A 23,052-nucleotide genomic window follows, 5' to 3' on the forward strand; every position below is an offset into this window, starting at 1 on the left:
ACCCAGCCGTCATTCGGGGTCGATGGACCCGATCACCAGTGCATCCACGGGCGGATGCGGTGCGGGGAAGTACGCCGCGGCCACGGATCCCGTGGCGACGAGGACGTGCTCGTCGACGCCGGTTCCGAGGACGTCGAACGCGACGATCCGGGCACCGCCGTCGATCTCCACCTCGAGGAAGGCGCCGTTGGGGAGCCCCTCGACCTTCTTGGTCGACCACACCCGGCCGACGACCTTTGCCTTGAGCATCAGCGCTCCTTCTCGATCTGGACTCCCAGCGTCCGGGCCTTGTCCCGGGCCAGCGGGGTCAGCACGGCTCCGCGCCCGAGCACGAGACGGGTACCGGCCGCCGCGGCCCGCACGACCGCGCGCTCGGTGACGGCGCCTCGGTCGATCCTCGTGACGGATCCGTCGTGGCCTGGGCCAGACGCCCGTACCGTCTCCGACCGGTCGGCCAGGCGGAAGCCGTGACGACCACCCTGCAGCTCGGTGCGCACGTGCGGGTCCTCGCAGAGGGCGGCCACCCGGCGTACGAACGCGGTCAGGTCGCCGTCGGAGCCGATGACCACGTCGCCCTGGCCTGCCTGCGGCCCGGCGGGCGGTGCCGGCGGCGTCGGCGCAGCGACCAAGCCGTCGGGCAGCACGTCGCGCAGCACGGCGCGGACGGCGGCGCGCAGGTCGTCGGGGCTCAGGTCGCCGAGAGGGTGGGGGCCGGTCACGTCGCCGTCCTCAACGCCTGCTCGGCGGCATCGGCGGCGGCTCGCACGTCGGACTCGTCTCCGGTGAGGTAGACCCGGCCCGTCGCGCCGATCATGCGGTAGTCCACGACCTTGATGTCGGCGGCCTTCTCGGCCTCGTTGGTCGCGAGGATGGCGTACGACGCCGGCTGCATCTCGAGCACGAAGAGCGACTCGCCCTGCAGCGCCATCGACCCGATCTTGTTGCGGTTGATCAGGAACGCGTGCTGCGCGTCGATGCGCGACACGATCCGCGACGCCAGGATCGTCGGCGCCGTCGCGTCCGAGGCCTGAGCATCGAGCGCCTGCAGCACCGCGGCGGCGGCGGAGCGGACCGCCTCCGTGGACCGCGAGTGGATCTCGAGGTAGCCGAACTGCCGCTCTACCACGAGGATCCCGGCCCCCACGTCGGTGTTCTTGAGCGCCACGTCGGTCAGCGGCTCGATGTCGAGCCCGGGTGCCACCTCGATGATCTGCGCCGCCATGTCGGACCGGGGCAGGCTGCCCTTGATCCACGTGCCGAGATAGCACATCGTCTGCGGCTGGAGCTGGTCCAGGAAGATGAAGGACCGGAGCTCGGCGCCCGTCGAACCCTGCGTCATGTGTCGCCTCAGCCCTTGATGATTGCGGTCAGCTCTTCGACGATGAGGCGGCGCAGCTCCTCGCGGAGCTCGGCCGTCCCCTCCTTCGGAGCGGTCTGGACGGGGGAGTCGGTGAGCGGGCCGGCCGCCGAGCTCGCGACCGGGTACGCCGGCACCGGACCGACCGGCGCCGCCCACGGCTCGATCCCCTCGAACGACGGCAGCACCTCGCTCGGGTCGACGCTGTAGGCGATGCGGGTCAGGTCGACCAGGTGTCGCGGCTCGAGGTTCTCGCTGAGCGAGCTGCGGCCGACGTAGCCCGTGCCGATCGTCATGGAGGGTGCGAGGTTCGTCGCGAACCCCGCGCTGCCGGTGCTGCCGCCCTCGTTGACGGTCACCCGCAGCACGTCCAGCGCGGCGGCGTACTCCATGACGACGCGGGGGTCGTTGCTGTGGATCACCGCGGAGTGTCCGGCCCCACCGATGCGGAGCAGGGCCTGTGCCGTGCGGATCCCCCTGCGCGCGGTGGGCACGCGGGTCACGCCGAGGACCGGGCAGAGCTTCTCGCGGGCGAGCGGCTCCTCCTTGACCGCCAGGTCGAAGGGCGCGAGCAGCACCCGGGTGCGGGCCGGGACGCGGACGCCGGCCTTGTCGGCGATCGTCGCGGCGTCCTTGCCGACGAGCGAGACGTCGAACCTGCCCTCGGGGAACACCGTGTCGCGCACGCGGTCGCGCTCGTCGGGGTCGAGCAGGTGCGCACCGTGGCGGGCCATCTCGCGCAGCAGCCGGTCGGCGACGGGCTCCTCGACGACGAGCACGCTCTCGTTGGTGCAGAGCACCGAGTTGTCGAAGGCCTTGCTGTCCACCAGCTTCTTGGCGGCGCGTGCGAGGTCGGCGGTCGCGTCGACCATGACGGGCACGTTGCCGGGGCCGACGCCGATGGCGGGGTTGCCGGACGAGTACGCCGCCCGCACCACCGCGACTCCGCCGGTGGCCAGGATGACGTCGGTGCGGGAGTCGGTCATCAGCGCCTCGATCAGGGGCACCGACGGCTCCTCCACCCACTGGACGACGCCGTCGGGAGCGCCGGCGGCCACTGCTGCCTCCGCCAGCACGCGAGCGGCGTCGGAGCACGACTCCTTGGCGTAGGGGTGCGGGCTGATCACGACGGCGTTGCGGGTCAGCAGCGAGAGGATCACCTTGAAGTAGACCGTCGACACCGGGTTGGTCGAGGGCGTCAGTGCGAGCACCACCCCGGCCGGACGCGGCACCTCCACGATCTTCCGCTCGGCGTCGATCCGAGGGCTCACGTAGTCGTGGTCGCGGTAGGCCTCGAGGATGCCGCGCGAGCACAGCCTGTTCTTCACGGTCTTGTCGGCGACGATGCCGAAGCCGGTCTCGCGCACCGCCCACTCGGCGTACTGCTCGGCCCGCTCCTCGGCCACCCGCACGACCGCGTCGACGACGCGCAGCACGGACTCGCGGTCGTACTTGGCGAACGACCTGGCCGCCCAGGCGGCCCGCTCGAGCATCTGGCGGGCTCGCGGCACCCCTGCGGCCTCCAGCGGTGGCAGGTCGTACTCGAGTGCGCTCATGCGGCTCGCCAGCCCGAGTCGCGCACCTCGGCCCACGACGACCGGATCGCCACCTCGGTGCGGTCGAGGAGGTCCTCGCACAGCTCTGGCGTCATCAGGATGCCGGGCTTGAACTGCAGCACGCGCGGGTCGAGCGTCGAGAAGATGGCCCAGACGCCGTTGGCGTAGAGGTGCCGCATGACGTACTTGGCCCCCTGCGGGTGCGCGAACTCCAGGCCCATCACGACGCCGTTCTGGCGGATGCCGACGAACCAGTCGGGGTGGTCTGCCTGGATCTCGCGCAGTCCGCGACCGACCAGGTCGCTGATGTAGTGGACCATCGAGCGGGTCTCCGGGCGGGTGCAGATCTCCAGGGTCTTCAACGCGGCGATGCAGCCGAGCTCGGCGCCGCCGAAGGTCGAGATGTGCCCGAAGCCGTCCTCGGCGAGCCACCCGGCAGTGTGCTCGGCCAGCAGCACCGCCGAGATCGGGTACATGCCGCCCGAGAGCCCCTTGCCGGCCACCAGGATGTCGGGCGTGAAGCTGTGCTTGGTGATGCCCCAGAGCTCACCCGTGCGCATCAGCCCGGTCTGCACCTCGTCGGCGATGTAGAGCGTGCCGTGCTGCTCGCAGAGGCGCTTGACGGTCTCGAGGTAGCCGGGCTCCGGCAGCGGGAAGCCGTACGTCGCCGGGATCGTTTCCATGATCACCGCCGCCACGTCCCGTGCGCTGAGCGCCTGCTCCATCGCCTCGAGGTCGTTGAAGGGCACGTGCGCGAACTCGTCGGGCCGATCGGAGAGGAAGAGCTTGCTGAACCTCTCGTCGCCGGTACCGACGGCGAGCCCCGTGTGTCCGTGGTACGCCTTCACGACGGAGACGATCCGGCGCCGCTGTGTGGCGTGCCGGGCGGTCTTGAGGGCGATGTCGATCGCCTCCCCGCCTCCGCTTCCGTACACGACCTTGGTGATGCCCTCGGGTGCGGTTCGCACGAGGGCCTCGGCCAAGGCGGTGCGGGTGAGGGCCGGGAAGTGGTGGTTGCCGATGTCGAAGTGCGACATGGCGGACGCGACGGCCGAGGCGACCTCGGGGTTGCGGTGGCCGAGGTTGTAGGTGCCGCCGTTGAGGTGCACGTCGAGCAGCTGCTTGCCGCTCATGTCGTAGAGGTAGTAGCCCTCGCGGCGGTCGATGACCAGGGGCACGCCTGTCTCGACCCAGAAGTCGGTCTTTCCGGGGTTCCAGAACTCGCGCGACTTGTCGAGCACCTCCTCCTTGGAGGCGAAGGAGAACTCGCCGTAGTCGAAGCTCACGCGGCGCCTCCTAAACGCAGGACAGGGCTGGGACCAAGTGCAGACCAAATGTCTAATTGGTCTGCACTACGGTTTGTAACAGGGTCCTAACGGTCCGGTCAACAGGTCTGGGGGCCTGGACCCTTGTCAGCGCCCTGGTTGCGCTGGCAGCATGCCGCGAAGTGGCTTGGGACACACCGGACCGCACGAACGCAGGTCGCAACGGCGTGCACCGTGCGACAGATTCGGTTCGCTGCTGTCGCCCCCTCGATCTGGTAGGTGGGCCCGAGAGGTTGGAGTGACACGTGTCGACGCAAGAACATGACACGGCGCGGGAGCGCGCCGACGGCGGGGGGCACCGGCACGCCCTGAAGGCAGGCGCGATCGGGCTCGGCAGCGTGCTCTTCATCGCTGTGGCGAACGCCGCGCCCATCACCGCGATGACGGGCAACACCCCCATCGCCATCGGCTACGGCAACGGCATCGGCGCGCCTGCGGGTTTCCTCGTGGCGACCATCGTGCTGACGCTGTTCACGATCGGGTTCATCTCGATGGCCCGGCACATCACGACGGCTGGTGCGTTCTACGGGTTCATCACTCACGGCCTGGGCCAGGTCTGGGGGATGGCGTCCGGTGCGCTCGCGACGATGGCGTACGTCGTCTTCGAGGGCTCGCTGATCGGCATCTTCTCCTACTTCGGCAACAGCGCCTTGAACCGCTGGTTCGACATCGACGTCAACTGGCTGATCATCGCCATCGGCGGGATCATCGTGATCGGGCTCTTCGGCTACTTCGACATCAGCATCGCCGCGACGTTCCTCGGCATCACGCTGATCGCGGAGGTCGTCCTCCTGCTTGCGCTCGCCCTCTCGGTGCTCTTCTCCGGCGGCGGACCCGACGGGATGGTGCCGGAGGCGGTCAACCCGCTCAACGCGTTCAAGTCCCTCGAGACCGGCGGCGGCATGGGACTCGAGATCGACGGCACCGCGATCGCGGCCGGCAGCGCCGCCATCGGCGTGTTCTTCGCGTTCTGGTCGTGGGTCGGCTTCGAGACCACCGCGGTCTACGGCGAGGAGTCGCGCAACCCGCGGCACATCGTGCCGCGGGCGACGTTGATCGCCGTGATCGGGCTGGGCACGTTTTACACCTTCGTGTCCTGGATGATGATCGCCGGCAACGGCAAGGCGACGGCCATCGAGAAGTCCAACACCGACTCCATCGGCCTCTGGGTCGACCTGGCTGAGGACAAGCTCGGTGGCTCCTTCATCGGCGACATCTACCTGTTCCTGATCGTGGTCGGTTCGTTCGCCTGCGGGCTGGCGTTCCACACCGCCGCGAGCCGCTACATCTACGCCATCGGACGCGAGCTGCCGCTGACGGCAGGCACGCTGGGCCGCACGCACGGCACGCACGGGACGCCGCACGTGGCCTCGCTGGTCCAGAGCGCGATCACCCTGGTCTTCACGCTCGGCTTCTTCGTGCTCACCCCCGACGGGAACGACCCGTTCACCGGCGCGTACGTGTTCCAGTACGGCCTCCTGGCCATCCTGGGCACGATGGCGATCCTGATCGTGCAGGCCATCACGTGCCTCGCGGTGATCTGGTACTTCCACGTCAAGAAGGTGCACCCGGGCAACCTGCTCACCACCGGGCTGATCCCGGCCCTGGGCGGGATCGGGATGCTCTTCGTCGTGTGGCTGCTGATCGACAACATCGACTTCGCGGGTGGTCTGGCAGCCGAGTCGGCCTTCTTCAAGCTCATCCCGTGGCTCGTCATCGGCATCTTCGTGGTCGGCCTCCTCGCCGTGCTGGCGCTCCGGTCCCGGAGCCCCGAGGTCTACCGCAAGATCGGCAGGACGGTGTTCGAGGAGGCGCACGAGCGAAAGTGACGTCCGTCCTGAGGTTCGAGCCCGACGCCGAAGGTGACCCCACCAAGCTGGCGTACACCTTCGGCGGGTTCGAGCCGTTGGTCAGCGTGCGTCCCGGCACGACCGTGTCGACCTGGACGCTCGACTGCTTCGCGGGGCGGGTCCGCTCGACGGCGGACCTGCCCTCGCAGGTGTGCGACCCCCGGTTCCTGAACCCGCAGACGGGCCCGTTCTTCGTCGAGGGCGCGGAGCCGGGGGACACGTTGGTGGTGCACTTCCACTCGATCACGCCCCGTGGGGGCAGAGGGGTCAGCTCGACGGTGCCGATGTTCGGGGCGCTCACGACGACGCCGTTCACCGCGCTGCTGCACCCGCCCCTGCCGGAGCGCACGTGGGTCTACGAGATCGACCTGCAGGCGGGTGTGGTGACGTACGACGCCCTGGACTCACCGCACCAGATCGACCTGCCGCTTGACCCGATGCACGGCACCGTCGGGGTGGCCCCGGCCCTCGGCGAGGTGCGCTCGGCCCTCGCTCCTGGCGACTGGGGCGGCAACATGGACACACCGGAGATGCGCGCGGGCACCACCTGCTACCTCGGCGTCAACGTCCCTGGAGCGCTCTTCAGCCTCGGCGACGGCCATGCCCGCCAGGGGGAGGGCGAGACCTGCGGCGTAGCCGTCGAGTGCGCCATGGACACCGTGCTCACGATCGACCTGATCAAGGGGGGCCCGCCCACGCCGTGGCCGCGGCTGGAGGACGACGCCTTCATCATGACGACCGGCTCCGCGCGGCCGCTCGAGGACGCCTTCCGGATCGCGCACACCGAGATGGTCCGCTGGGTCGCGGAGCTCACGGGGCTCTCCGACATGGATGCCTACCAGCTCGTCAGCCAGGCCGCGCTCACTCCCATCGCCCAGGTCGTCGACACCAGCTACACGGTGGTGACCAAGGTGGAGAAGCGCTTCCTGGGCAGCCCGACCGTGATGCAGGGGATGCACGCGCGCTGGCGAGCCTGACGGCTCCTTCCGGCCAGTCGGTCTCCGCAACGTCACCGTCTCCACGGCTGCGTCCTCTCAGTGGCGCGCGGTGGGCTCACGTGCGCCGGTGGAGGGTGAGGGTGCCGTTGGGGTGGTAGGTGGTCTGGTATCGGGGGTCGTGGATCTTGTGGTGGTGCCAGGCGCAGGCGAAGTAGTGGTCTTGGTGGTTGGTCTTCCCGCCGTTTGCCCATGGGTCTCGGTGGTGGCTCTCGCACCAGGCGGCGGGGACGGTGCAGCCGTCGATCTGGCACTCGGTCGTGGTGAGGAGGCGGGCTTTGCGTTGGGCGGGCGTGTGGAGTCTGGCGGTGCGGCCGAGGTCGAGGACTTCGGACTGGGTGCCGAGCACGGCGGGGATGAGCCCGGCATTGCAGGCGAGGCGGCGGGCGTGGCCGGCGGTGATGGTCTCCCCGGTGGACAGCTGGGCGGTGCCGAGCCCGGTGGTGAGCTCTCGGTGGGTGATGGTGACGAACACCGAGACGGGCTTGCCGCCGTGCTGGCCGAGGTCTTGGGGGTCGAGGTTGGCGATGAGGTCGCGGAACGCCTCGCCGCGGACTTGGTCGGCGGTGAGGCGTTGCCCGGTGGCTGGGTCGGTCCACCCACCGGCTTGGTCGCGGCGTCGGGGTGAGGACTTGGCGTCGATGACGGTCTTGAGGATGGCGCCCTCGACGGGGGGCAGGATCCCGGAGTACTCCAGGGACCCGTCGGGTCTGGTCGTGTAGGTCAACCGCGTCCTGGTTTCGGCTCTGCGTTCGGCCGCTTCCAACGCCTTCAGCTCCTCGGCGTCGGCGACCTCGGGTGCCACATAGGCCAGGATCCGGTCACCCAGCTTGACCAGCTCACGCGGCCCGAAGGAGTCAGCGAACTCGAGCAGTCGTTCCTCGGCGAGACGGCGGACCTCGGGGCCGACCTGGGGTGGGAGCAGGTCGAGCGCCCTCACGATCACCCGGGCCTGGTCCAGGTGCACCCGCCCCGAGGTCACCCCGCCGCCGATGCGAGCCCACCGCCCGTCCAACGCTTCGGCGAGGGTCTGCTGGGCGTGCGCGGCGCGTTTGTCGCACCTGGTCTGACGGGCGACCCAGTCCGCGACCCTCTTGTCGGCGTGCTCGGCGGCGACGTCGTCGGAGGCGGCGATCACCTTGAGGCGGAGTCCTTCGACCTGGGAGGAGAGGGTGGTGAACCTGAGGAGGAGGTCCTTCTTGTCCTCGGTCGCGAGGTAGGTGGGGTCGACACCGGCGACGCCGGCGAGGACCTTGTCCAGGTCGTCGGCGGCCTCCACCAGGGGGTGGCGCGGGGTGGGTGTCGAGTAGCTCATCACCGACAACGCTAGGGGTGACCACCGACAACCGAGAGTCTCAGGAACCCCTTGTTCACAGGGCCTTGAGGTCTTGTTGTGTGACGCTCACCTCACAGATGGCTGCACTGTCCGCCGAAAGCAGTACCTCGTCGACCGACGGGGCGTGAGCGTGCTTCCTGACGAAAGGTGCAGGGCCGCCCTACGGTCAGGCGGATGAGACGCCCGGTCGACACCCATCCTCGACCTTCCTTCGGGCGAGCCCGCAGCGGCTGCATGTCGAGATCACGCCGCCGGCTCCGTCCCTGCTGTAGACCAGAGACATCCAGACGGGAGTGGCAGCAGTGGCACAGGTACGCACGTTCGACCACGTCGGCATCACCGTGTCCGACATCGACAGCGCGGCGAGGTTCTTCGTGACCCTCGGCCTCGAGATCGAGGGCCGCACGTTCTTGGAGGGCGAGTTCGTGGACGACGTCATCGGGATCCCCGGCTCGCGGAGCGAGATCATGACGCTCCGACCACCCGACGGTGGGACCGGGGTGGAGCTCTCGTGCTTCGTCCGGCCCGACCATGTGGCGGGGTCGGGCAACCCGATGAGCACGGAGGTCGGGATCCGCAACGTCTGCTTCCAGGTCGAGGGCCTGCGTGAGCTGGTCGTGCGCCTCGCCGTGGACGGCTACGGCCTGGTGGGCAGCATCGGCGAGCACGAAGGTTGGCTCATGACGTATGTCCGCGGACCCGAGGGGATCATCGTCGCGCTCGCCGAGCCGCCCGCCGCTCAAGCCGCGACGCAGGTTGTGGCGGGTGAGTGACGTCCTGGACGAGGGCCCGTTCTTCCACGGCACGAAGGCCGACCTGCAGGTCGGCGACCTCCTGGCTGCGGGATACCGGTCGAACTACCGGCCCGAGATCGTGATGAACCACATGTACTTCACCGCACTGCTGGACGGCGCCGGCCTGGCAGCGGAGCTCGCGGTTGGGGACCGACCGCCACGCGTGTACGCCGTGGAGCCGACGGGGGCGTTCGAGGACGACCCCAACGTGACCGACAAGAAGTTCCCCGGCAACCCCACCCGGTCCTACCGCAGCAAGGACCCGCTCAGGGTGGTCGGGGAGGTGGCTGACTGGACGCGACTGACACCGGAGGCTCTCCAGGAGTGGCGCGACAAGCTGGCAGCGCTCCTTGCGGACGAGCGCGGGGAGATCATCAACTGATCCGCGCCCTCTCGAGGCGCCGCGCGAGGTACGGCGCGGTCGCGCTGCCTGCCGCCGTGGCGACGTCGGCCGGCGTGCCGGTCGCGACGACCTGACCGCCGGCGTCCCCTCCGCCCGGGCCGAGGTCGATGACCCAGTCGGCGGTGGCGATCGCGTCGAGGTCGTGCTCGACAAGGACCACCGTGTTGCCGGCGTCGACGAGCCGGTGCAGCTGGCGCAGCAGCAGCGCGGTGTCAGCGGGGTGCAGACCCGAGGTCGGCTCGTCGAGCAGGTAGAGCGCGTGGCCGCGGTGCGCCCGCTGGAGCTCGGTGGCGAGCTTGATGCGTTGTGCCTCTCCGCCGCTGAGCTCGGTCGCCGGCTGTCCCAGTCGCAGGTAGCCCAGGCCCACCTCGCGCAGCGTCCGGAGGCTGCGCTCGGCGCCAGGCACGTCCGCGAGGAACGTCGCCGCGTCGTCGACGGACAGCGCGAGCACCTCGGCGACGTTCTTGCCGCGGTAGGTGATCTCGAGCGTCTCGGCGTTGTACCGGTCGCCGTGGCACGTCGGGCAGGGTGCGTAGGTGCCGGGCAGGAAGAGCAGCTCGACAGAGATGAACCCCTCGCCCTGGCAGGTCTCGCAACGCCCCTTCGGGACGTTGAAGGAGAACCGGCCGGCGTCGTAGCCGCGGGCCCGGGCCGCGTCCGTGTCGGCGTACAGCTTGCGCACGGCGTCGAACATCCCCGTGTACGTCGCGAGGTTGGACCGCGGCGTCCGACCGATCGGCCGCTGGTCGACGAGCACCAGCCGGTCGAACGACTCGAGAGCAGCCGGGTCCTCGGCGAGCACCTGGCTGACCAAGGTCGACTTGCCGGAACCGGACACGCCCGTGACGGCGGTCAGCACGCAGAGAGGGATGTCGACGGACAGGTCCCGCAGGTTGTGGCGGCGCGCATGGGCCACCCGCAACCAGCCTTGTGGAGGCCGCACGTCGTGCACCAGGCGCTCGGCGCGGCCGAACATGTGGTCGCTGGTCGCCGACTCGGTGACGTGCTCGAGACCAGCCACCGGACCGCTGTAGAGCACTCGTCCCCCGGCCTCGCCCGCACCAGGCCCGATGTCGACGACCCAGTCCGCGCGCCGGACGACGTCGAGGTCGTGCTCCACGACGAACAACGAGTTGCCCGACGCCTTCAGACGGTCCAGGACGTCCATCAAGGGCTCCGCGTCGGCCGGGTGCAGTCCGGCGGAGGGCTCGTCCAGGACGTAGACGACCCCGAACAGCCCGGAGCGCAGCTGGGTGGCGATCCGCAGGCGCTGTGCCTCCCCGGGCGACAGGGTCGTCGAGCTCCGTCCCAGGCTGAGGTAGCCCAGGCCCAGGTCGAGGAGGACCTCGATGCGGGCGACCAGGTCGGCACAGATCCGCACCGCGACCTCGTTGGTCTCCTCGGGCAGCTCGGCGACCGGCCGCAGCAGCTCCACCAGCTGGGTGAACGGCAGGTCGTTGACCTCGGCGATCGAATGCCCGAGGAAGGTCACCGCGAGCGCCTCCGGCCGCAGCCCGCTGCCCTGGCAGTCCGGGCAGGGCGCGTCCTCCACGAACCGCAGCGCCCGCTCGCGCATCCGCTCGCTCTTGGAGTCGGCCAGCACGTGCATGACGTGCTTGCGCGCGCTCCAGAACTTCCCGAAGTAGCCGTGGTCCACGCGATCGGGTTCGGGCTCGATGAGCACCGATGGCTGCTCGTCGGTGAAGAGCAGCCAGTCGCGGTCCTTCTTCCGGAGCCGGTGCCACGGGCGGTCGATGTCGATGCCGAGACCGTTCACGATGCTGCGCAGGTTGGCGCCCTGCCAGGCGCCGGGCCAGGCCGCGATCGCCCCCTCGCGGATGCTCAGGGACGGGTCGGGGACGAGCAGCTCCTCGGTGACGTCGTGCACGACCCCCAGGCCGTGGCACCGGGGGCACGCGCCTGCCACGGTGTTGGGGGAGAACGCCTCGGCCGGAAGATGGTCGCTCCCGGAGGGGTAGTCGCCAGCTCTCGAGTAGAGGATCCGCAGCAAGTTGGACAGCGTGGTGAGGGTGCCGACGGACGAGCGGGACGTGGCCGCGCCGCGACGCTGCTGCAGCGCCACCGCCGGCGGCAGCCCGGTGATCTCCTGGACGTGCGGAGCGCCGACCTGCTGCAAGAGCCGGCGCGCGTAGGGCGCCACCGACTCGAAGTAGCGGCGTTGCGCCTCGGCGTACAGCGTGCCGAAGGCCAGCGACGACTTGCCGGAGCCGGAGATCCCGGTGAACGCCACCAACGCGTCCCGGGGGATCTCGACGTCGACGTTGCGGAGGTTGTGCTCGTTGGCACCGCGGACACGCACGAAGCCGTCGATCGCGTCGGCGGTCACAGGCCCCTCGTACCCAGCCGAGCGCGACCCACCCAGCCCGTCTCGGCGGCGGGGGACCGCGGACAGCCGGTGCTCACGACCTCAGCGCGCCGACGTACTCCTCGAACATCCCTCGCCCGGTGCCGAGCCAGAAGTCGCGCGCGGGTGGCGGCATGTTGGCCTCCATCGTGGCGTTCTCGGTCGGCAGCAGCTGTTCCTGGATGAGGCCGATGACCAGCCACGGCTTGTCACCGGAGAACCGCTGGAACGCGTTGGCGCTCATGGCGCCCCACTCGGCGACGTCGATGCACTGGCCGATCAACGGCACCACGTCCGCCTCTTCGTGGTCGAGGTGCTCGATCAGGCTCTCGCCCAGAGTGTCGAGGGTGCTCAGCAGCTCCGCTCGCGAGCCGTCCGACGGCGCCGCGCGCCAGGAGACCAGGGCCTCCTCGGCCGCCTCGAGCCTGCCGACGACGGCCTCGTGCTCGGCGTTGCCGCGATTGATCAGCTCGGCGTGCTCGGGCAGTCGCTCCAGCATCCACGGGAAGATCGTGTCGTCCTCCGCCTCGTGGTGCGCGTGCAGCAGCGCCAGGACGTTGGCGTAGTAGCCGCCGACATGGTCGGCACGGGCGTGGTCGCCGGCGGCGACCTCGCCGATGAAGCGAGGCGCTGCGTCGAGTGCCTCGCGGAAGATGCGGTGGAAGCGGATCATCGCCGTGGCATCGACGAGGGGCAGTGGGGGTGAGGTCGTCACAGCGGCTCCTTGCTTCGGAAGGCGACGTGACGAGGGTGTTCCCTCCGCGCAGGGGTGGTCAAGCAATGACGACTCCCGCAGCGAGGTCACCGCAACAGGTCGTCGAGCCGATCCACCACCTGGTCTGCCGACGGCATGGCGGCGATCTCCTCAGCCACCAGGGCCGCTCGCGCGGCGAAGCCCTGGTCCTCGAGGACGATGGAGACCGCCTGCCGGATCCGGTCCGGATCCTGTTGGTCCCCTCTCAGCACGATCGCCACTCCTGCCCGCTCGGCTGCTGCCGCGTTGAGGAACTGGTCGGCGCCCTGGGGGACCAACACCTGCGGCAGGCCGTGTGCAAGAGCCGCCAGGAAGGTGCCGGACCCGCCGTGCGACACCACGGCGGCGCAGTGCGGCAGGAGGTCGTCCTGGGGGACGAAGCGCGCCAGGTGCACGTGTTCCGGCTGGTCACCGTACGCCGCCGGGTCGATGTCGAAGCCCACCGTGGCCACCACCGACACGGGCAGGCTCGCGACCGCCCCGACCACCGAGGCAAGCAACCGGGGATCGTTGAACACGGTCCCGAGGGTGGCGTAGACCAGCGAGCGGTCCGTCAGGTGCCGCAGCGGGCCGGGCAGCGGACCGGGCACCGCGCCGAAGGGCGGCACCGGGCGGATCAGCTGGCGCCGGGAGATGTGGTCGCGTGGCGACATCGCGAGGCCGGGCGGGTAGATGTCGAGGTACAGGTGGTCGTAGCTGCCGCCGTACGGGCGCGGGGTCAGCCCGGCAGCGCGCCACAGTCCGGCCACGTCGTCACCGGTCCGGGCGACCCGCACCGTGGGCAGCACGTCACCGAACCCGTGCGAGACGTGGGGGATCCCCAGGGTTCCTGCGACGATCGCGGAGGCGTACTCCGCCTGGTCGTGCACGACCAGCTCGGGCGGCCACTCGGCGACGAGCTCCCTGAGGTCGTGCAGCATCGGTCCCGCCCGACCCGAGCCGAAGATCCAAGGCGCCAGCCAGTTGGGGCGCTCCTCCGGAGGCAGGTGGGCGAAGCGACGCTGGCCCGCGTCGCGTGCGGTGTTGAAGTCTTCTTCAGTGAGGCCGGCCGGGACCGCCCGGAAGCCAAGGCCCTCGACGCGGGCGCAGGCGTCGGGTCCGGTGGCCCACATGACCTCGTGACCACGCGACACCAGGGCAGACGCCAGCGGCAGCAGCGGCCGGAGGTGGCCCCACAGAGGCAGCGTCGCGACCAGGACGCGCACCGGCTCAGGACCTTCTGCCGGCCTGCCAAGCGAGGACGGTGTCGGCCAGGCAGCACAGGGGTGTGGACTGCTCGCATGTTCGCTCGGGCGTAAGCGTCTGGGTGATCTGCATGCCCACGATGCTAAGAGTCCTGAGCGACCGTCACCAGGAGTCCGGGACCGCCGCGGGCAGGGGTCTCCCTATCGGCCCTCGTGTCCGATTCCCGCTAGTACACCTGTGGGTCACCCGGCAGGATGGTGGCATGACGACGACCGAGCAGCCTCAGCGACTGGACGCCCAGTTGGACGACGAGTCCTGCTACCGGGCGGTGAAGTCGAGGGACCGTCGCTTCGACGGCGTCTTCTACACCGCGGTGCACACCACCGGCATCTACTGCCGGCCGAGCTGCCCGGCCCGCACGCCGGCGTACCGCAACGTGAGCTTCCACCCGACGGCGGCCGCGGCCCAGGCTGCGGGCTTCCGCGCCTGCAAGCGCTGCCTTCCCGACGCGACCCCGGGCAGCCCCGACTGGGACGTCGCCGCCGACGCGGCCGGCAGGGCGATGCGGCTGATCGCCGACGGCGTCGTGGACCGCGAAGGCGTCGAGGGCCTGGCGGGCCGGGTCGGCTACACCTCCCGTCACCTGACCCGGTTGCTCAAAGCCCAGCTCGGCGCGGGACCGCTGGCGCTGGCCCGCGCCAAGCGGGCACAGACGGCGCGGACCCTGGTCGAGACGACCGAGCTGCCGCTGTCGGACGTGGCGTTCGCGTCGGGCTTCTCGAGCATCCGTCAGTTCAACGAGACCGTGCGCGAGGTCTACGCGCTGTCGCCCACCGAGCTGCGCGGTCGCCGTCGCGTGGCGGCCCACGCGGTCACCGGCCAGCTCGAGCTGCGCCTCGCGGTGCGCACGCCCTACGCGGGCGGCGCGTTCCTGGGCTTCCTCGCGCACCACCTCGTGCCAGGCGTGGAGACCGCCGGCCCGGACTGGTACGCCCGCACCCTCGACCTTCCCCACGGTCCGGGCACGGTGCGGCTGTCGTTCCCGCAGTCCGAGCAGCCGGGGGAGACGGCCTTCGTGACCGCCGCTTTCACCCTCACCGACCTCCGTGACACCGCAGCAGCTGTCGAGCGCGCGCGCCGGCTCGTCGACGCCGACTGCGACCCGGTGTCCGTGGGCGACCACTTCGCGGGCGACCCGCTCGTCGGCCGGCTCGCGCGTGCGACCCCCGGGCTTCGCGTTCCCGGCCAGGTAGACGGCGACGAGACCTCCGTGCGCACCGTCATCGGGCAGCAGGTCAGCGTGGTGGGGGCGTCGACGGTGACCGGCCGGCTGGTGGCGGCGTACGGACGCCCGGTCGAGACGGGGATCCCCGGCCTCACTCACATCTTCCCCGACGCGGCGACGCTGGCCGCTGTCGACCCCGAGACGCTGCCGATGCCCCGGGCACGCGGTCGCGCGTTGGTCGGTCTGTCGACGTCGCTGGCCAGCGGCGAGGTCGCGCTCGACCGGGGTCCGGACCGCGACGACGTACGCCGTCGGCTGCTGGCCCTGCCTGGCATCGGACCGTGGACGGCCGACTACGTCGCCATGCGTGCCCTGGGCCACCCCGACGTCTTCCTGCCCACCGACCTCGGCGTCCGTCAGGTGCTCGTCCGGCTGGGTCACGACCCGGCCGACGACACTCCGTGGCGCGACGGCGGCTCCTGGTCGCCCTGGCGGTCCTACGCCCTCATGCACCTCTGGAACACCTTGATGCCGGCCCACCCGGCACCCCCTGCACTCGAAGCAGCCCGCAGCACGAAGGAGAACCGACCATGTGGACCCTGATGAGCTCGCCCGTCGGCGACCTGCGCATCGTCGAGCACGACGGGGCGGTGACGGCCATCGAGTTCTCGCCGTTCCGACCGAGCAAGGGACGCCCCCTCGGGGATCGCGACGACACGCACCCGGTCCTGGCGGAGACGGTCGCCCAGCTCACGGCGTACTTCGCCCGTGACCGCAAGGACTTCGACCTGCCGCTCGCCCCCGAGGGCACGGCCTTCCAGCGGACGGTCTGGAACGCACTGCTGGGCGTGGGCTACGGCGACACCGCGACGTACGGCGAGATCGCGCACCGGATCGGCAAGACCAATGCCGCGTCTCGTGCGGTTGGCCTCGCCAACGGCCAGAACCCCATCCCCATCGTGATCCCGTGCCACCGGATCATCGGCGCGAACGGCACGCTGACCGGGTACGCCGGCGGGCTGGAGCGCAAGCAGCTGCTGCTCGAGATCGAGCAGGACGCGCTGTTCTGAGCCGCGTCGCCCGCAGCGGCCGGCGCCGCGTCGCCCACCACAGGGACGCGGCGCCGGCCTCCCCATCCAAGGCCGGGTCGCCCGTGACGACATCGGCCCACGTACTCATCCGTCGGCTCATCTATCGGCTCATCCATCGGCATGATGGCCGCGTGACCGGCTGGCAGACACACGCGTCCACGACGATCTACGCGAACCCCTGGCTGCGGCTGAGGGAGCACGAGGTGACAAAGCCTGACGGCAGTCCGGGCCGATACGGCGTCGTCGAGATGCAGCACCCGTCGGTGTTCGTCGTCGCCGTCACCGACGCCGACGAGGTGGTGCTCGTCGATCTCTTCCGCTACACCACGCAGACGATGTCCACGGAGGTCCCGGCAGGCGGCACCGATGGCGAGGACCCCTTGTCGGCCGCGCAGCGCGAGCTCCGCGAGGAAGCCGGGCTCGAGGCGGACGACTGGACCGAGCTGACGCGGATGTTCGCCCTCAACGGTGTCTGCGACGCGCCCGAGGTCGTCTTCCTAGCGCGGGGGTTGCGCGAGGTCGAGGGTGCCGCGCACGAGGAGGAGGGCATCACCGGCGTACGACGGGTGCCGTGGGCCGAGACGATGCGGATGGTCCGCGACCGCGAGATCGACGACTCGGAGTCGCTGGCTGCGCTGCTGTGCGCGGCGGTGGCGCTCGGGAAGCTGTAGCCGCGGGTTACTCGGCGGCCGCGCGTCGCAGGCTCTCCGAGAGCCGCTCCGCCGCGGCGAGCACGGCAGGCGCGTGCATCCGGCCGGGCTGGCGCGACAGTCGCTCGAGCGGACCGGACACGGACACGGCCGCGATGATCTTGCCTCCGGGGGAGCGGACCGGTGCGGAGACCGACGCCACTCCTTGCTCCCGCTCGCCGACCGACTGGGCCCACCCGCGACGGCGGATGCCCGAGAGGGCGGTGGCGGAGAAGGCAGCGTTCTGCAGTCCGCGGTGCATGCGCTCGGGGTCCTCCCAGGCGAGCAGCACCTGTGCGGCGGAGCCGGCACGCATCGTCAGCTGCGAGCCGACGGGGATGGTGTCGCGCAGCCCCGAGGGCCGCTCGGCCGCGGCGACGCAGACGCGGTGCTCACCCTGGCGGCGCCACAGCTGGGCGGACTCACCGGTGATGTCGCGCAACCGGGCGAGGATCGGGCCTGCGGCGGCGAGCAGCCGGTCCTCGCCGGCGGCGGCGGACAGCTCGGAGAGACGGGGTCCGAGCACGAACCGGCCCTGCATGTCGCGGGCGACGAGGCGGTGGTGCTCGAGGGCGACGGCGAGCCGGTGCGCGGTCGGCCTGGCCAGCCCCGTGCCTGCCACGAGCCCGGCCAGGGTGGCGGGCCCGGACTCGAGGGCGGAGAGTACGAGTGCGGCCTTGTCGAGAACGCCGACACCGGATCCGTTGTCCATATACCGATATTCTCATCTCAGATCATGGGATGCAAGGTCTACATTGCCTGGATAGATCGAACCGTCGTGAAGGAGATGCCGACGCCATGGGCAAGACGTTGTCGGAGAAGGTCTGGGACGAGCACGTCGTGCGCAGCAAGGACGGCGAGCCCGACCTGCTCTACATCGACCTCCACCTGATCCACGAGGTGACGAGTCCGCAGGCGTTCGACGGGCTCCGCCTCGCTGGGCGGACGGTCCGCCGGCCCGACCTGACCCTCGCGACCGAGGACCACAACGTCCCGACGGTCGACCAGGACAAGCCGATCGCCGACCTGGTCAGCCGCACGCAGGTCGAGACCCTGCGCCGCAACGCCCAGGAGTTCGGCGTCCGTCTGCACCCCCTCGGTGACATCGAGCAGGGCATCGTGCACGTCGTCGGCCCGCAGCTCGGACTGACCCAGCCCGGCATGACCATCGTCTGCGGCGACAGCCACACCAGCACGCACGGCGCCTTCGGTGCCCTGGCCTTCGGCATCGGCACCTCCGAGGTAGAGCACGTCCTCGCGACGCAGACGCTGCCGCAGGCCCGACCCAAGACCATGGCGGTCACCGTGAACGGCAGCCTCCCCGAGGGCGTCACCGCCAAGGACCTGGTGCTCACGCTTATCGCCCACACCGGCACCGGAGGCGGTCAGGGGTACGTCGTCGAGTACCGCGGCCAGGCCATCGAGGAGCTCTCGATGGAGGCCCGGATGACGGTGTGCAACATGAGCATCGAGTGGGGCGCCAAGGCCGGACTCGTCGCGCCCGACCAGACCACCTTCGACTACCTGAAGGACCGCCCCGAGGCCCCCAAGGGCGCCGACTGGGATGCCGCGCTCGAGGCCTGGCGCTCGCTGCGCACCGACGACGACGCCGAGTTCGACGAGGAGATCGTGCTCGACGCCTCGACCATGACGCCCTTCGTCACATGGGGCACCAACCCGGGCCAGGGCGTGCCGCTCGGCGGCGTCGTCCCCGGTCCCGAGGACTTCGACGACGCCAACGACAAGATCTCGGCCGAGAAGGCCTTGACCTACATGGGCCTGACGGCCGGTACGCCGCTGCGCGACATCAAGGTGGACACGGTCTTCGTCGGCTCGTGCACCAACGGCCGCATCGAGGACCTGCGCGCGGCCGCAGAGGTCGTCAAGGGCCGCAAGGTGGCCGAGGGCACCCGCCTCCTCGTGGTGCCGGGCTCGGTTCGCGTCCGTCTGCAGGCCGAGGAAGAAGGCCTCGACGTCGTCTTCAAGGAGGCGGGCGGTGAGTGGCGCGGCGCCGGGTGCTCCATGTGCCTGGGCATGAACCCTGACCAGCTCGCTCCTGGCGAGCGCAGCGCATCGACGTCCAACCGCAACTTCGAGGGCAGGCAGGGCAAGGGCGGGCGGACCCACTTGGTGTCCGTTCCCGTGGCCGCCGCAACCGCGATCAGGGGCACGCTGTCGGCGCCCACCGACCTCGAGCCCGTCGTGCTGGAAAGGGTCTGAGCGTCATGGAGAAGTTCACCTCGCACACCGGCGTCGGAGTTCCGCTGCGCCGCAACAACGTCGACACCGACCAGATCATCCCCGCCGTCTACCTCAAGAGGGTCACCCGCACCGGGTTCGAGGACGGCCTCTTCGCGGCCTGGCGCAACGACGAGTCGTTCGTGCTCAACAATCCCGCCTATGCCGGAGCGTCCGTGCTGGTCGCCGGGCCCGACTTCGGCACCGGGTCGTCGCGCGAGCACGCCGTCTGGGCCTTGCAGGACTACGGCTTCAAGGCGGTCGTGTCGTCGCGTTTCGGAGACATCTTCCGCGGCAACTCCGGCAAGTCGGGACTCCTGGCCGCCAAGGTGGACGAGAAGGTCGTGCAGCGACTGTGGGACCTGCTCGAGGAGCAGCCCGGCGCCCAGGTCACCGTCGACCTCGAGAGCCGCACCGTCCGTGCGGGTGAGGGTCCCGACGCGATCGAGGACAGCTTCGACATCGACGACTACACCAGGTGGCGCCTCCTCGAGGGCCTCGATGACGTCAGCATCACGCTCTCGCACGAGGCTGACATCACCGCGTTCGAGGCCCGGCGCCCGGCACACCGTCCGCGCACGATGGCCTGAACGCCCCAAACGTCCCAAAAACCCGTCAATACAAGGAAAAACCGCCTCGCGACGGAGCGTCGCGATTGTGACTGCGTCCACAAGTGCCTAGCGTGCAAGGGAAATGCCGGGCAGTGGCCCGGCTCAAACTCTTCACTGGAAGGGAAGCTAGTGAACAAGTCACAGCTTGTAGACGCGCTTGCCGCGCGTTTCGAGGGCAACCGAAAGGCGGCACAGCACGCGCTCGAGTCCGTCCTCGACACCATCACCCGCGAGGTCGCGAAGGGCGAGAAGGTCGCGATCACGGGGTTCGGCTCGTTCGAGAAGCGAGTCCGGGCCGCGGGCTTCGCCCGCAACCCGGCCACGGGTCAGCGGATCCGCACCAAGAAGAAGTCAGTGCCGAAGTTCACTCCCGGCCAGGACCTCAAGAACGTCATCTCCGGCGCGAAGAAGCTGCCGAAGCTGACGCTCGCCACGGCCACGAAGGCCGCCGCTCCCGCGCCGGCCAAGAAGGCGGCTCCGGCTAAGAAGGCCGCGACCGCCAAGAAGGCTGCACCGGCCAAGAAGGCGACCGCCAAGAAGGCAACGACGAAGAAGGCGGCTCCGGCGAAGAAGGCGGCGCCCGCCAAGAAGGCAGTCACCAAGAAGGCCGCTCCGGCCAAGAAGGCGCCCGCCAAGAAGGCCGTGACCAAGAAGGCCGCTCCGGCCAAGAAGGCCGCAGCCAAGAAGGCCCCGGCCAAGAAGGCGCCCGCCAAGAAGGCGCCGGCCAAGAAGGCCGCCAAGAAGTCCTGAAGAACTACCGAGACGGCGGGTCCCTGAAGGGGCCCGCCGTCTCGGCGTCTCCGGCCCCTCTCCGGTCCGCCCAGACCCCGGTGGTGTGCCGACCGAGGAGCCCGAGCGCGGCCAGCTCCTCCAGGTCCCCGGCGGTGTCGACGTCGCGGCGCAGGGTCGTCAGGTCGCCGGCCAGCGCGACGGCCCCGGCGCTCTCGTGGACCCTGGCCGAGTCCGGCCCGAAGCTCGGCTCGAACCCGCCCGCCGGCGCAGCGTACGTCGTCGTGCCGGAGCCGAGATGGTCGGCGACGTAGGCGCTCTCACCGTCCCGCACCTGCGCCAGCGCGTCGGCGAGGTCGTCGGGGCGCAGCGCCGGAAGGTCTGCGCAGACGGCGACGACCATGCCGGTGAAACGCCCTGCCGCCGCGATCAGGCTCGGGTTCAATCCGCCCACGTCGGGGAGCACGCGACACTCGCGCTGCTGCGCGAGGTGCGCGACCTCGTCGTCCGAGGTGACCACGACCGCCTCCGCGATGCCGGGTGTTGCGCGGATCGCGTCGAGGGTGTCGAGGGCGAAGGCGAGGGCCAGCGCTCTGCGGTCACCGGCGCGGGGGCCGGCGAGCCGCGACTTGCCGAGCGAGGGTGACTTCACTGGTACGACGGCCACCCACCGGCGATGCATCCGCTGCGTCATCGGGGCGAGCATGCCACGGCCGTTCCGCTGCAGGGTGCCCGGTCACCATGCGAGTAGCCTGCTCCGCGTGCGGGTGCGCAAGCTGAACCAGGACCGGCCCTGGACGTTCCTGGTGGGCGCGGGGGTCCTCAAGCCGATCCTGATCCCGCTGGCGTCGCGCACCTGGATCGACGGGGAGAAGATCCCGGCGACCGGCGGGTGCATCGTGGCCGTCAACCACATCTCCCACCTGGACCCGTTGACGATGGCGCACTTCGTCTACGACCACGGCCGCATCCCGCGCTACCTCGCGAAGTCCGGCCTCTTCAAGAACCGCGTGGTCGGAGGCTTCCTGCGGTCGGCCGGTCAGATCCCCGTCGAGCGGCTAAGCCGCAACGCCATCGGCGCCTACGACGCGGCGGTCGACGCGGTGAACGACGGCGAGTGCGTCGTGATCTATCCGGAGGGCACCCTCACCAGGGATCCAGCCCTGTGGCCGATGACCGGCAAGTCGGGTGCCGCGCGGATCGCCCTCGCCACCGGCTGTCCGGTGATCCCGGTCGGGCAGTGGGGAGCGCAGGACATCCTGCCGCCGTACGCGAGGACACCCGATCTCTTCCCGCGCAAGCACATCACGATGAAGGTCGGCGACCCGGTGGCTCTCGACGACCTGCTGGCGCTGCGCGTCACCCGCGAGACGGTTCACCAGACGACGGAGCGGATCATGGCCGCCATCACCGAGATCGTCGCTGAGCTGCGCGGTGAGCCCGCCCCGACGACGAGGTTCGACCAGAGCTCTTCCGGCGGCCAGCAGATCGGCAACCCCAAGGGCAGGCACAACAGCAGGACCGGCAGCAGGAAGAGGCGGCTCAGATGACGAAGGTGGCGGTCTTCAGCGCCGGGTCGTGGGGCACGGCGTTCTCGCTCGTGCTGGCCGACGCCGGCAACGACGTGGTGCTCTGGGCGCGCCGCGAGGAGCTGGCGGACGCGATCAACAGCACCCACCAGAACCCCGACTACCAACCAGGCATCCAGCTGCCCCCGTCGGTGAGCGCCACGCACGATGTCGAGAAGGCGCTCGCGGGCGCCGAGGTGGTCGTGCTGGCGACTCCGTCGCAGACGCTCCGGGGCAACCTCACCGAGTGGGCACCGCACATCGAGCCGGACTCGGTGCTCCTCTCGCTGATGAAGGGCGTCGAGCTCGGCAGCCTCAAGAGGATGAGCGAGGTCATCGCCGAGGTGACCGGGGCGGGACCCGAGCGCATCGCCGTGCTCAGCGGTCCCAATCTCTCCCCGGAGATCGCCCGGCGCGAGCCGGCCGCGTCGGTCGTCGCCTGCGAGGACGAGGACGTCGCGAGACGGCTGCAGGACCTCTGCCACTCGCCGGCGTTCCGCCCCTACACGTCGGTCGACGTGCTGGGCTGCGAGCTCGGCGGTGCCTACAAGAACGTCGTGGGTCTCGCCGTCGGCATGGCGGTCGGCCTCGGCTTCGGCGACAACACGACCGCGTCCGTCATCACCCGTGGCCTGGCCGAGACCGCGCGGCTGGCGATGGCCCTGGGCGCCAACCCGTTGACCCTCATGGGCCTGGCCGGCCTCGGTGACCTCGTCGCCACCTGCTCGTCGCCGCTGTCGCGCAACAGGAGCTTCGGAGAGAAGCTCGGCAAGGGCATGACCACCGACGAGATCTACGCCTCCACGCGACAGGTGGCCGAGGGCGCGAAGTCGTGCTCGTCACTGCTGGCACTGGCCCGGCGTACCGGAGTGGATGCGCCGATCGCCGAGCACGTCGACGCCGTCGTCGCGGGGCGCCTCACCGCCGAGGACATGATGGAGGCCTTCATCGCTCGCGACACCAAGGCCGAGACCGACTGAG

23 protein-coding genes are annotated in these 23,052 nt (G+C 70.3%); 12 read left to right on the forward strand and 11 right to left on the reverse strand.

What is annotated here, in order from left to right; translation table 11 throughout:
• Positions 1-9 precede the first annotated feature (9 nt).
• Genes ABD295_RS02805 through ABD295_RS02825 form a run of 5 tightly spaced genes read right to left on the reverse strand, consistent with a single transcriptional unit; the run spans position 10 to position 4,199 of the window.
• Positions 10-249, reverse strand: coding sequence for a EutN/CcmL family microcompartment protein (locus tag ABD295_RS02805; RefSeq protein WP_344302083.1), 240 nt, complete (start codon positions 247-249; stop codon positions 10-12).
• Positions 249-719: a hypothetical protein gene (locus ABD295_RS02810; protein WP_344302084.1), complete on the reverse strand. Its 471-nt coding sequence runs from the start codon at positions 717-719 to the stop codon at positions 249-251. The genes ABD295_RS02805 and ABD295_RS02810 overlap by 1 nt, the downstream gene beginning before the upstream one ends.
• Positions 716-1,339: a BMC domain-containing protein gene (locus ABD295_RS02815; RefSeq protein WP_344302085.1), complete on the reverse strand. Its 624-nt coding sequence runs from the start codon at positions 1,337-1,339 to the stop codon at positions 716-718. Before ABD295_RS02815 ends, ABD295_RS02810 begins: the two co-directional genes overlap by 4 nt.
• 8 nt (positions 1,340-1,347) lie before the next feature.
• Positions 1,348-2,913 carry an aldehyde dehydrogenase family protein gene (locus ABD295_RS02820; protein WP_344302086.1) on the reverse strand — a complete coding sequence of 522 codons (1,566 nt, stop codon included), beginning with the start codon at positions 2,911-2,913 and terminating at the stop codon, positions 1,348-1,350.
• Positions 2,910-4,199 carry a class-III pyridoxal-phosphate-dependent aminotransferase gene (locus ABD295_RS02825; protein ID WP_344302087.1) on the reverse strand — a complete coding sequence of 430 codons (1,290 nt, stop codon included), beginning with the start codon at positions 4,197-4,199 and terminating at the stop codon, positions 2,910-2,912. The genes ABD295_RS02820 and ABD295_RS02825 overlap by 4 nt, the downstream gene beginning before the upstream one ends.
• Before the next feature lie 284 nt (positions 4,200-4,483).
• On the opposite strand from ABD295_RS02825, the gene ABD295_RS02830 reads away from it, so the two are divergent.
• Complete coding sequence (locus ABD295_RS02830) at positions 4,484-6,067, forward strand: APC family permease (protein ID WP_344302089.1); 1,584 nt, start codon at positions 4,484-4,486, stop codon at positions 6,065-6,067.
• A complete protein-coding gene (locus ABD295_RS02835) occupies positions 6,064-7,065 on the forward strand; it encodes an acetamidase/formamidase family protein (protein ID WP_344302090.1) in 1,002 nt (333 codons plus the stop codon). The genes ABD295_RS02830 and ABD295_RS02835 overlap by 4 nt, the downstream gene beginning before the upstream one ends.
• Before the next feature lie 76 nt (positions 7,066-7,141).
• Here ABD295_RS02835 and ABD295_RS02840 read toward each other — a convergent pair whose 3' ends face one another.
• On the reverse strand, positions 7,142-8,398 hold the full coding sequence (locus ABD295_RS02840) for an HNH endonuclease signature motif containing protein (RefSeq protein ID WP_344302091.1): 1,257 nt from the start codon (positions 8,396-8,398) through the stop codon (positions 7,142-7,144).
• Between the two features lie 314 nt (positions 8,399-8,712).
• Between ABD295_RS02840 and ABD295_RS02845 the strand changes: the two genes are divergently transcribed.
• Both ABD295_RS02845 and arr read left to right on the forward strand, forming a co-directional pair.
• Complete coding sequence (locus tag ABD295_RS02845; protein WP_344302092.1) at positions 8,713-9,192, forward strand: VOC family protein; 480 nt, start codon at positions 8,713-8,715, stop codon at positions 9,190-9,192.
• Positions 9,185-9,595, forward strand: a complete 411-nt coding sequence (gene arr / locus ABD295_RS02850) for an NAD(+)--rifampin ADP-ribosyltransferase (RefSeq protein WP_425573941.1) — start codon at positions 9,185-9,187, stop codon at positions 9,593-9,595. Before ABD295_RS02845 ends, arr begins: the two co-directional genes overlap by 8 nt.
• Here arr and ABD295_RS02855 read toward each other — a convergent pair.
• The 3 genes from ABD295_RS02855 to ABD295_RS02865 all read right to left on the reverse strand — a co-directional run bounded on the left by ABD295_RS02855 (position 9,588) and on the right by ABD295_RS02865 (position 13,940).
• Positions 9,588-11,963 (reverse strand): ATP-binding cassette domain-containing protein, encoded by a 2,376-nt coding sequence (locus tag ABD295_RS02855; protein WP_344302094.1) that lies wholly within the window; start codon positions 11,961-11,963, stop codon positions 9,588-9,590. The two genes, arr and ABD295_RS02855, sit on opposite strands and share 8 nt — an antisense overlap.
• A gap of 73 nt (positions 11,964-12,036) precedes the next feature.
• Positions 12,037-12,696 carry a hemerythrin domain-containing protein gene (locus ABD295_RS02860; protein WP_344302095.1) on the reverse strand — a complete coding sequence of 220 codons (660 nt, stop codon included), beginning with the start codon at positions 12,694-12,696 and terminating at the stop codon, positions 12,037-12,039.
• Positions 12,697-12,782: 86 nt separating this feature from the next.
• A complete protein-coding gene (locus tag ABD295_RS02865) occupies positions 12,783-13,940 on the reverse strand; it encodes a glycosyltransferase (RefSeq protein ID WP_344302096.1) in 1,158 nt (385 codons plus the stop codon).
• Between the two features lie 242 nt (positions 13,941-14,182).
• On the opposite strand from ABD295_RS02865, the gene ABD295_RS02870 reads away from it, so the two are divergent.
• The 3 genes from ABD295_RS02870 (at position 14,183) to ABD295_RS02880 (ending at position 16,907) form a co-directional block, all read left to right on the forward strand.
• Positions 14,183-15,748, forward strand: a complete 1,566-nt coding sequence (locus ABD295_RS02870) for an AlkA N-terminal domain-containing protein (RefSeq protein ID WP_344302097.1) — start codon at positions 14,183-14,185, stop codon at positions 15,746-15,748.
• Positions 15,736-16,215: a methylated-DNA--[protein]-cysteine S-methyltransferase gene (locus ABD295_RS02875; protein WP_344302098.1), complete on the forward strand. Its 480-nt coding sequence runs from the start codon at positions 15,736-15,738 to the stop codon at positions 16,213-16,215. The genes ABD295_RS02870 and ABD295_RS02875 overlap by 13 nt, the downstream gene beginning before the upstream one ends.
• Positions 16,216-16,367: 152 nt before the next feature.
• On the forward strand, positions 16,368-16,907 hold the full coding sequence (locus tag ABD295_RS02880; protein ID WP_344302099.1) for an NUDIX domain-containing protein: 540 nt from the start codon (positions 16,368-16,370) through the stop codon (positions 16,905-16,907).
• 7 nt (positions 16,908-16,914) lie between these two features.
• Here ABD295_RS02880 and ABD295_RS02885 read toward each other — a convergent pair whose 3' ends face one another.
• Entirely contained in the window at positions 16,915-17,637 is a 723-nt protein-coding gene (locus tag ABD295_RS02885; RefSeq protein WP_344302101.1) for an IclR family transcriptional regulator, read from the reverse strand.
• An 86-nt stretch (positions 17,638-17,723) separates the two neighbouring features.
• On the opposite strand from ABD295_RS02885, the gene leuC reads away from it, so the two are divergent.
• The 3 genes from leuC to ABD295_RS02900 all read left to right on the forward strand — a co-directional run bounded on the left by leuC (position 17,724) and on the right by ABD295_RS02900 (position 20,524).
• Positions 17,724-19,145 (forward strand): 3-isopropylmalate dehydratase large subunit, encoded by a 1,422-nt coding sequence (leuC, locus tag ABD295_RS02890; protein WP_344302102.1) that lies wholly within the window; start codon positions 17,724-17,726, stop codon positions 19,143-19,145.
• Positions 19,146-19,150: 5 nt separating this feature from the next.
• Positions 19,151-19,753, forward strand: coding sequence for a 3-isopropylmalate dehydratase small subunit (gene leuD, locus ABD295_RS02895; protein ID WP_344302103.1), 603 nt, complete (start codon positions 19,151-19,153; stop codon positions 19,751-19,753).
• Positions 19,754-19,903: 150 nt separating this feature from the next.
• Positions 19,904-20,524, forward strand: a complete 621-nt coding sequence (locus tag ABD295_RS02900; protein ID WP_344302104.1) for an HU family DNA-binding protein — start codon at positions 19,904-19,906, stop codon at positions 20,522-20,524.
• A 4-nt stretch (positions 20,525-20,528) separates the two neighbouring features.
• On the opposite strand, the gene cofC is transcribed toward ABD295_RS02900, so the two are convergent.
• Entirely contained in the window at positions 20,529-21,197 is a 669-nt protein-coding gene (cofC, locus tag ABD295_RS02905; protein ID WP_344302105.1) for a 2-phospho-L-lactate guanylyltransferase, read from the reverse strand.
• A 67-nt stretch (positions 21,198-21,264) separates the two neighbouring features.
• On the opposite strand from cofC, the gene ABD295_RS02910 reads away from it, so the two are divergent.
• Both ABD295_RS02910 and ABD295_RS02915 read left to right on the forward strand, forming a co-directional pair.
• Entirely contained in the window at positions 21,265-22,053 is a 789-nt protein-coding gene (locus tag ABD295_RS02910) for a lysophospholipid acyltransferase family protein (protein ID WP_344302106.1), read from the forward strand.
• Positions 22,050-23,051 carry an NAD(P)H-dependent glycerol-3-phosphate dehydrogenase gene (locus ABD295_RS02915; protein ID WP_344302107.1) on the forward strand — a complete coding sequence of 334 codons (1,002 nt, stop codon included), beginning with the start codon at positions 22,050-22,052 and terminating at the stop codon, positions 23,049-23,051. Before ABD295_RS02910 ends, ABD295_RS02915 begins: the two co-directional genes overlap by 4 nt.
• The last annotated feature ends 1 nt before the right edge of the window (position 23,052 follow it).

The sequence above is a fragment of the Nocardioides bigeumensis genome, assembly GCF_039531755.1.
GTDB classification, from domain to species: domain Bacteria; phylum Actinomycetota; class Actinomycetes; order Propionibacteriales; family Nocardioidaceae; genus Nocardioides; species Nocardioides bigeumensis.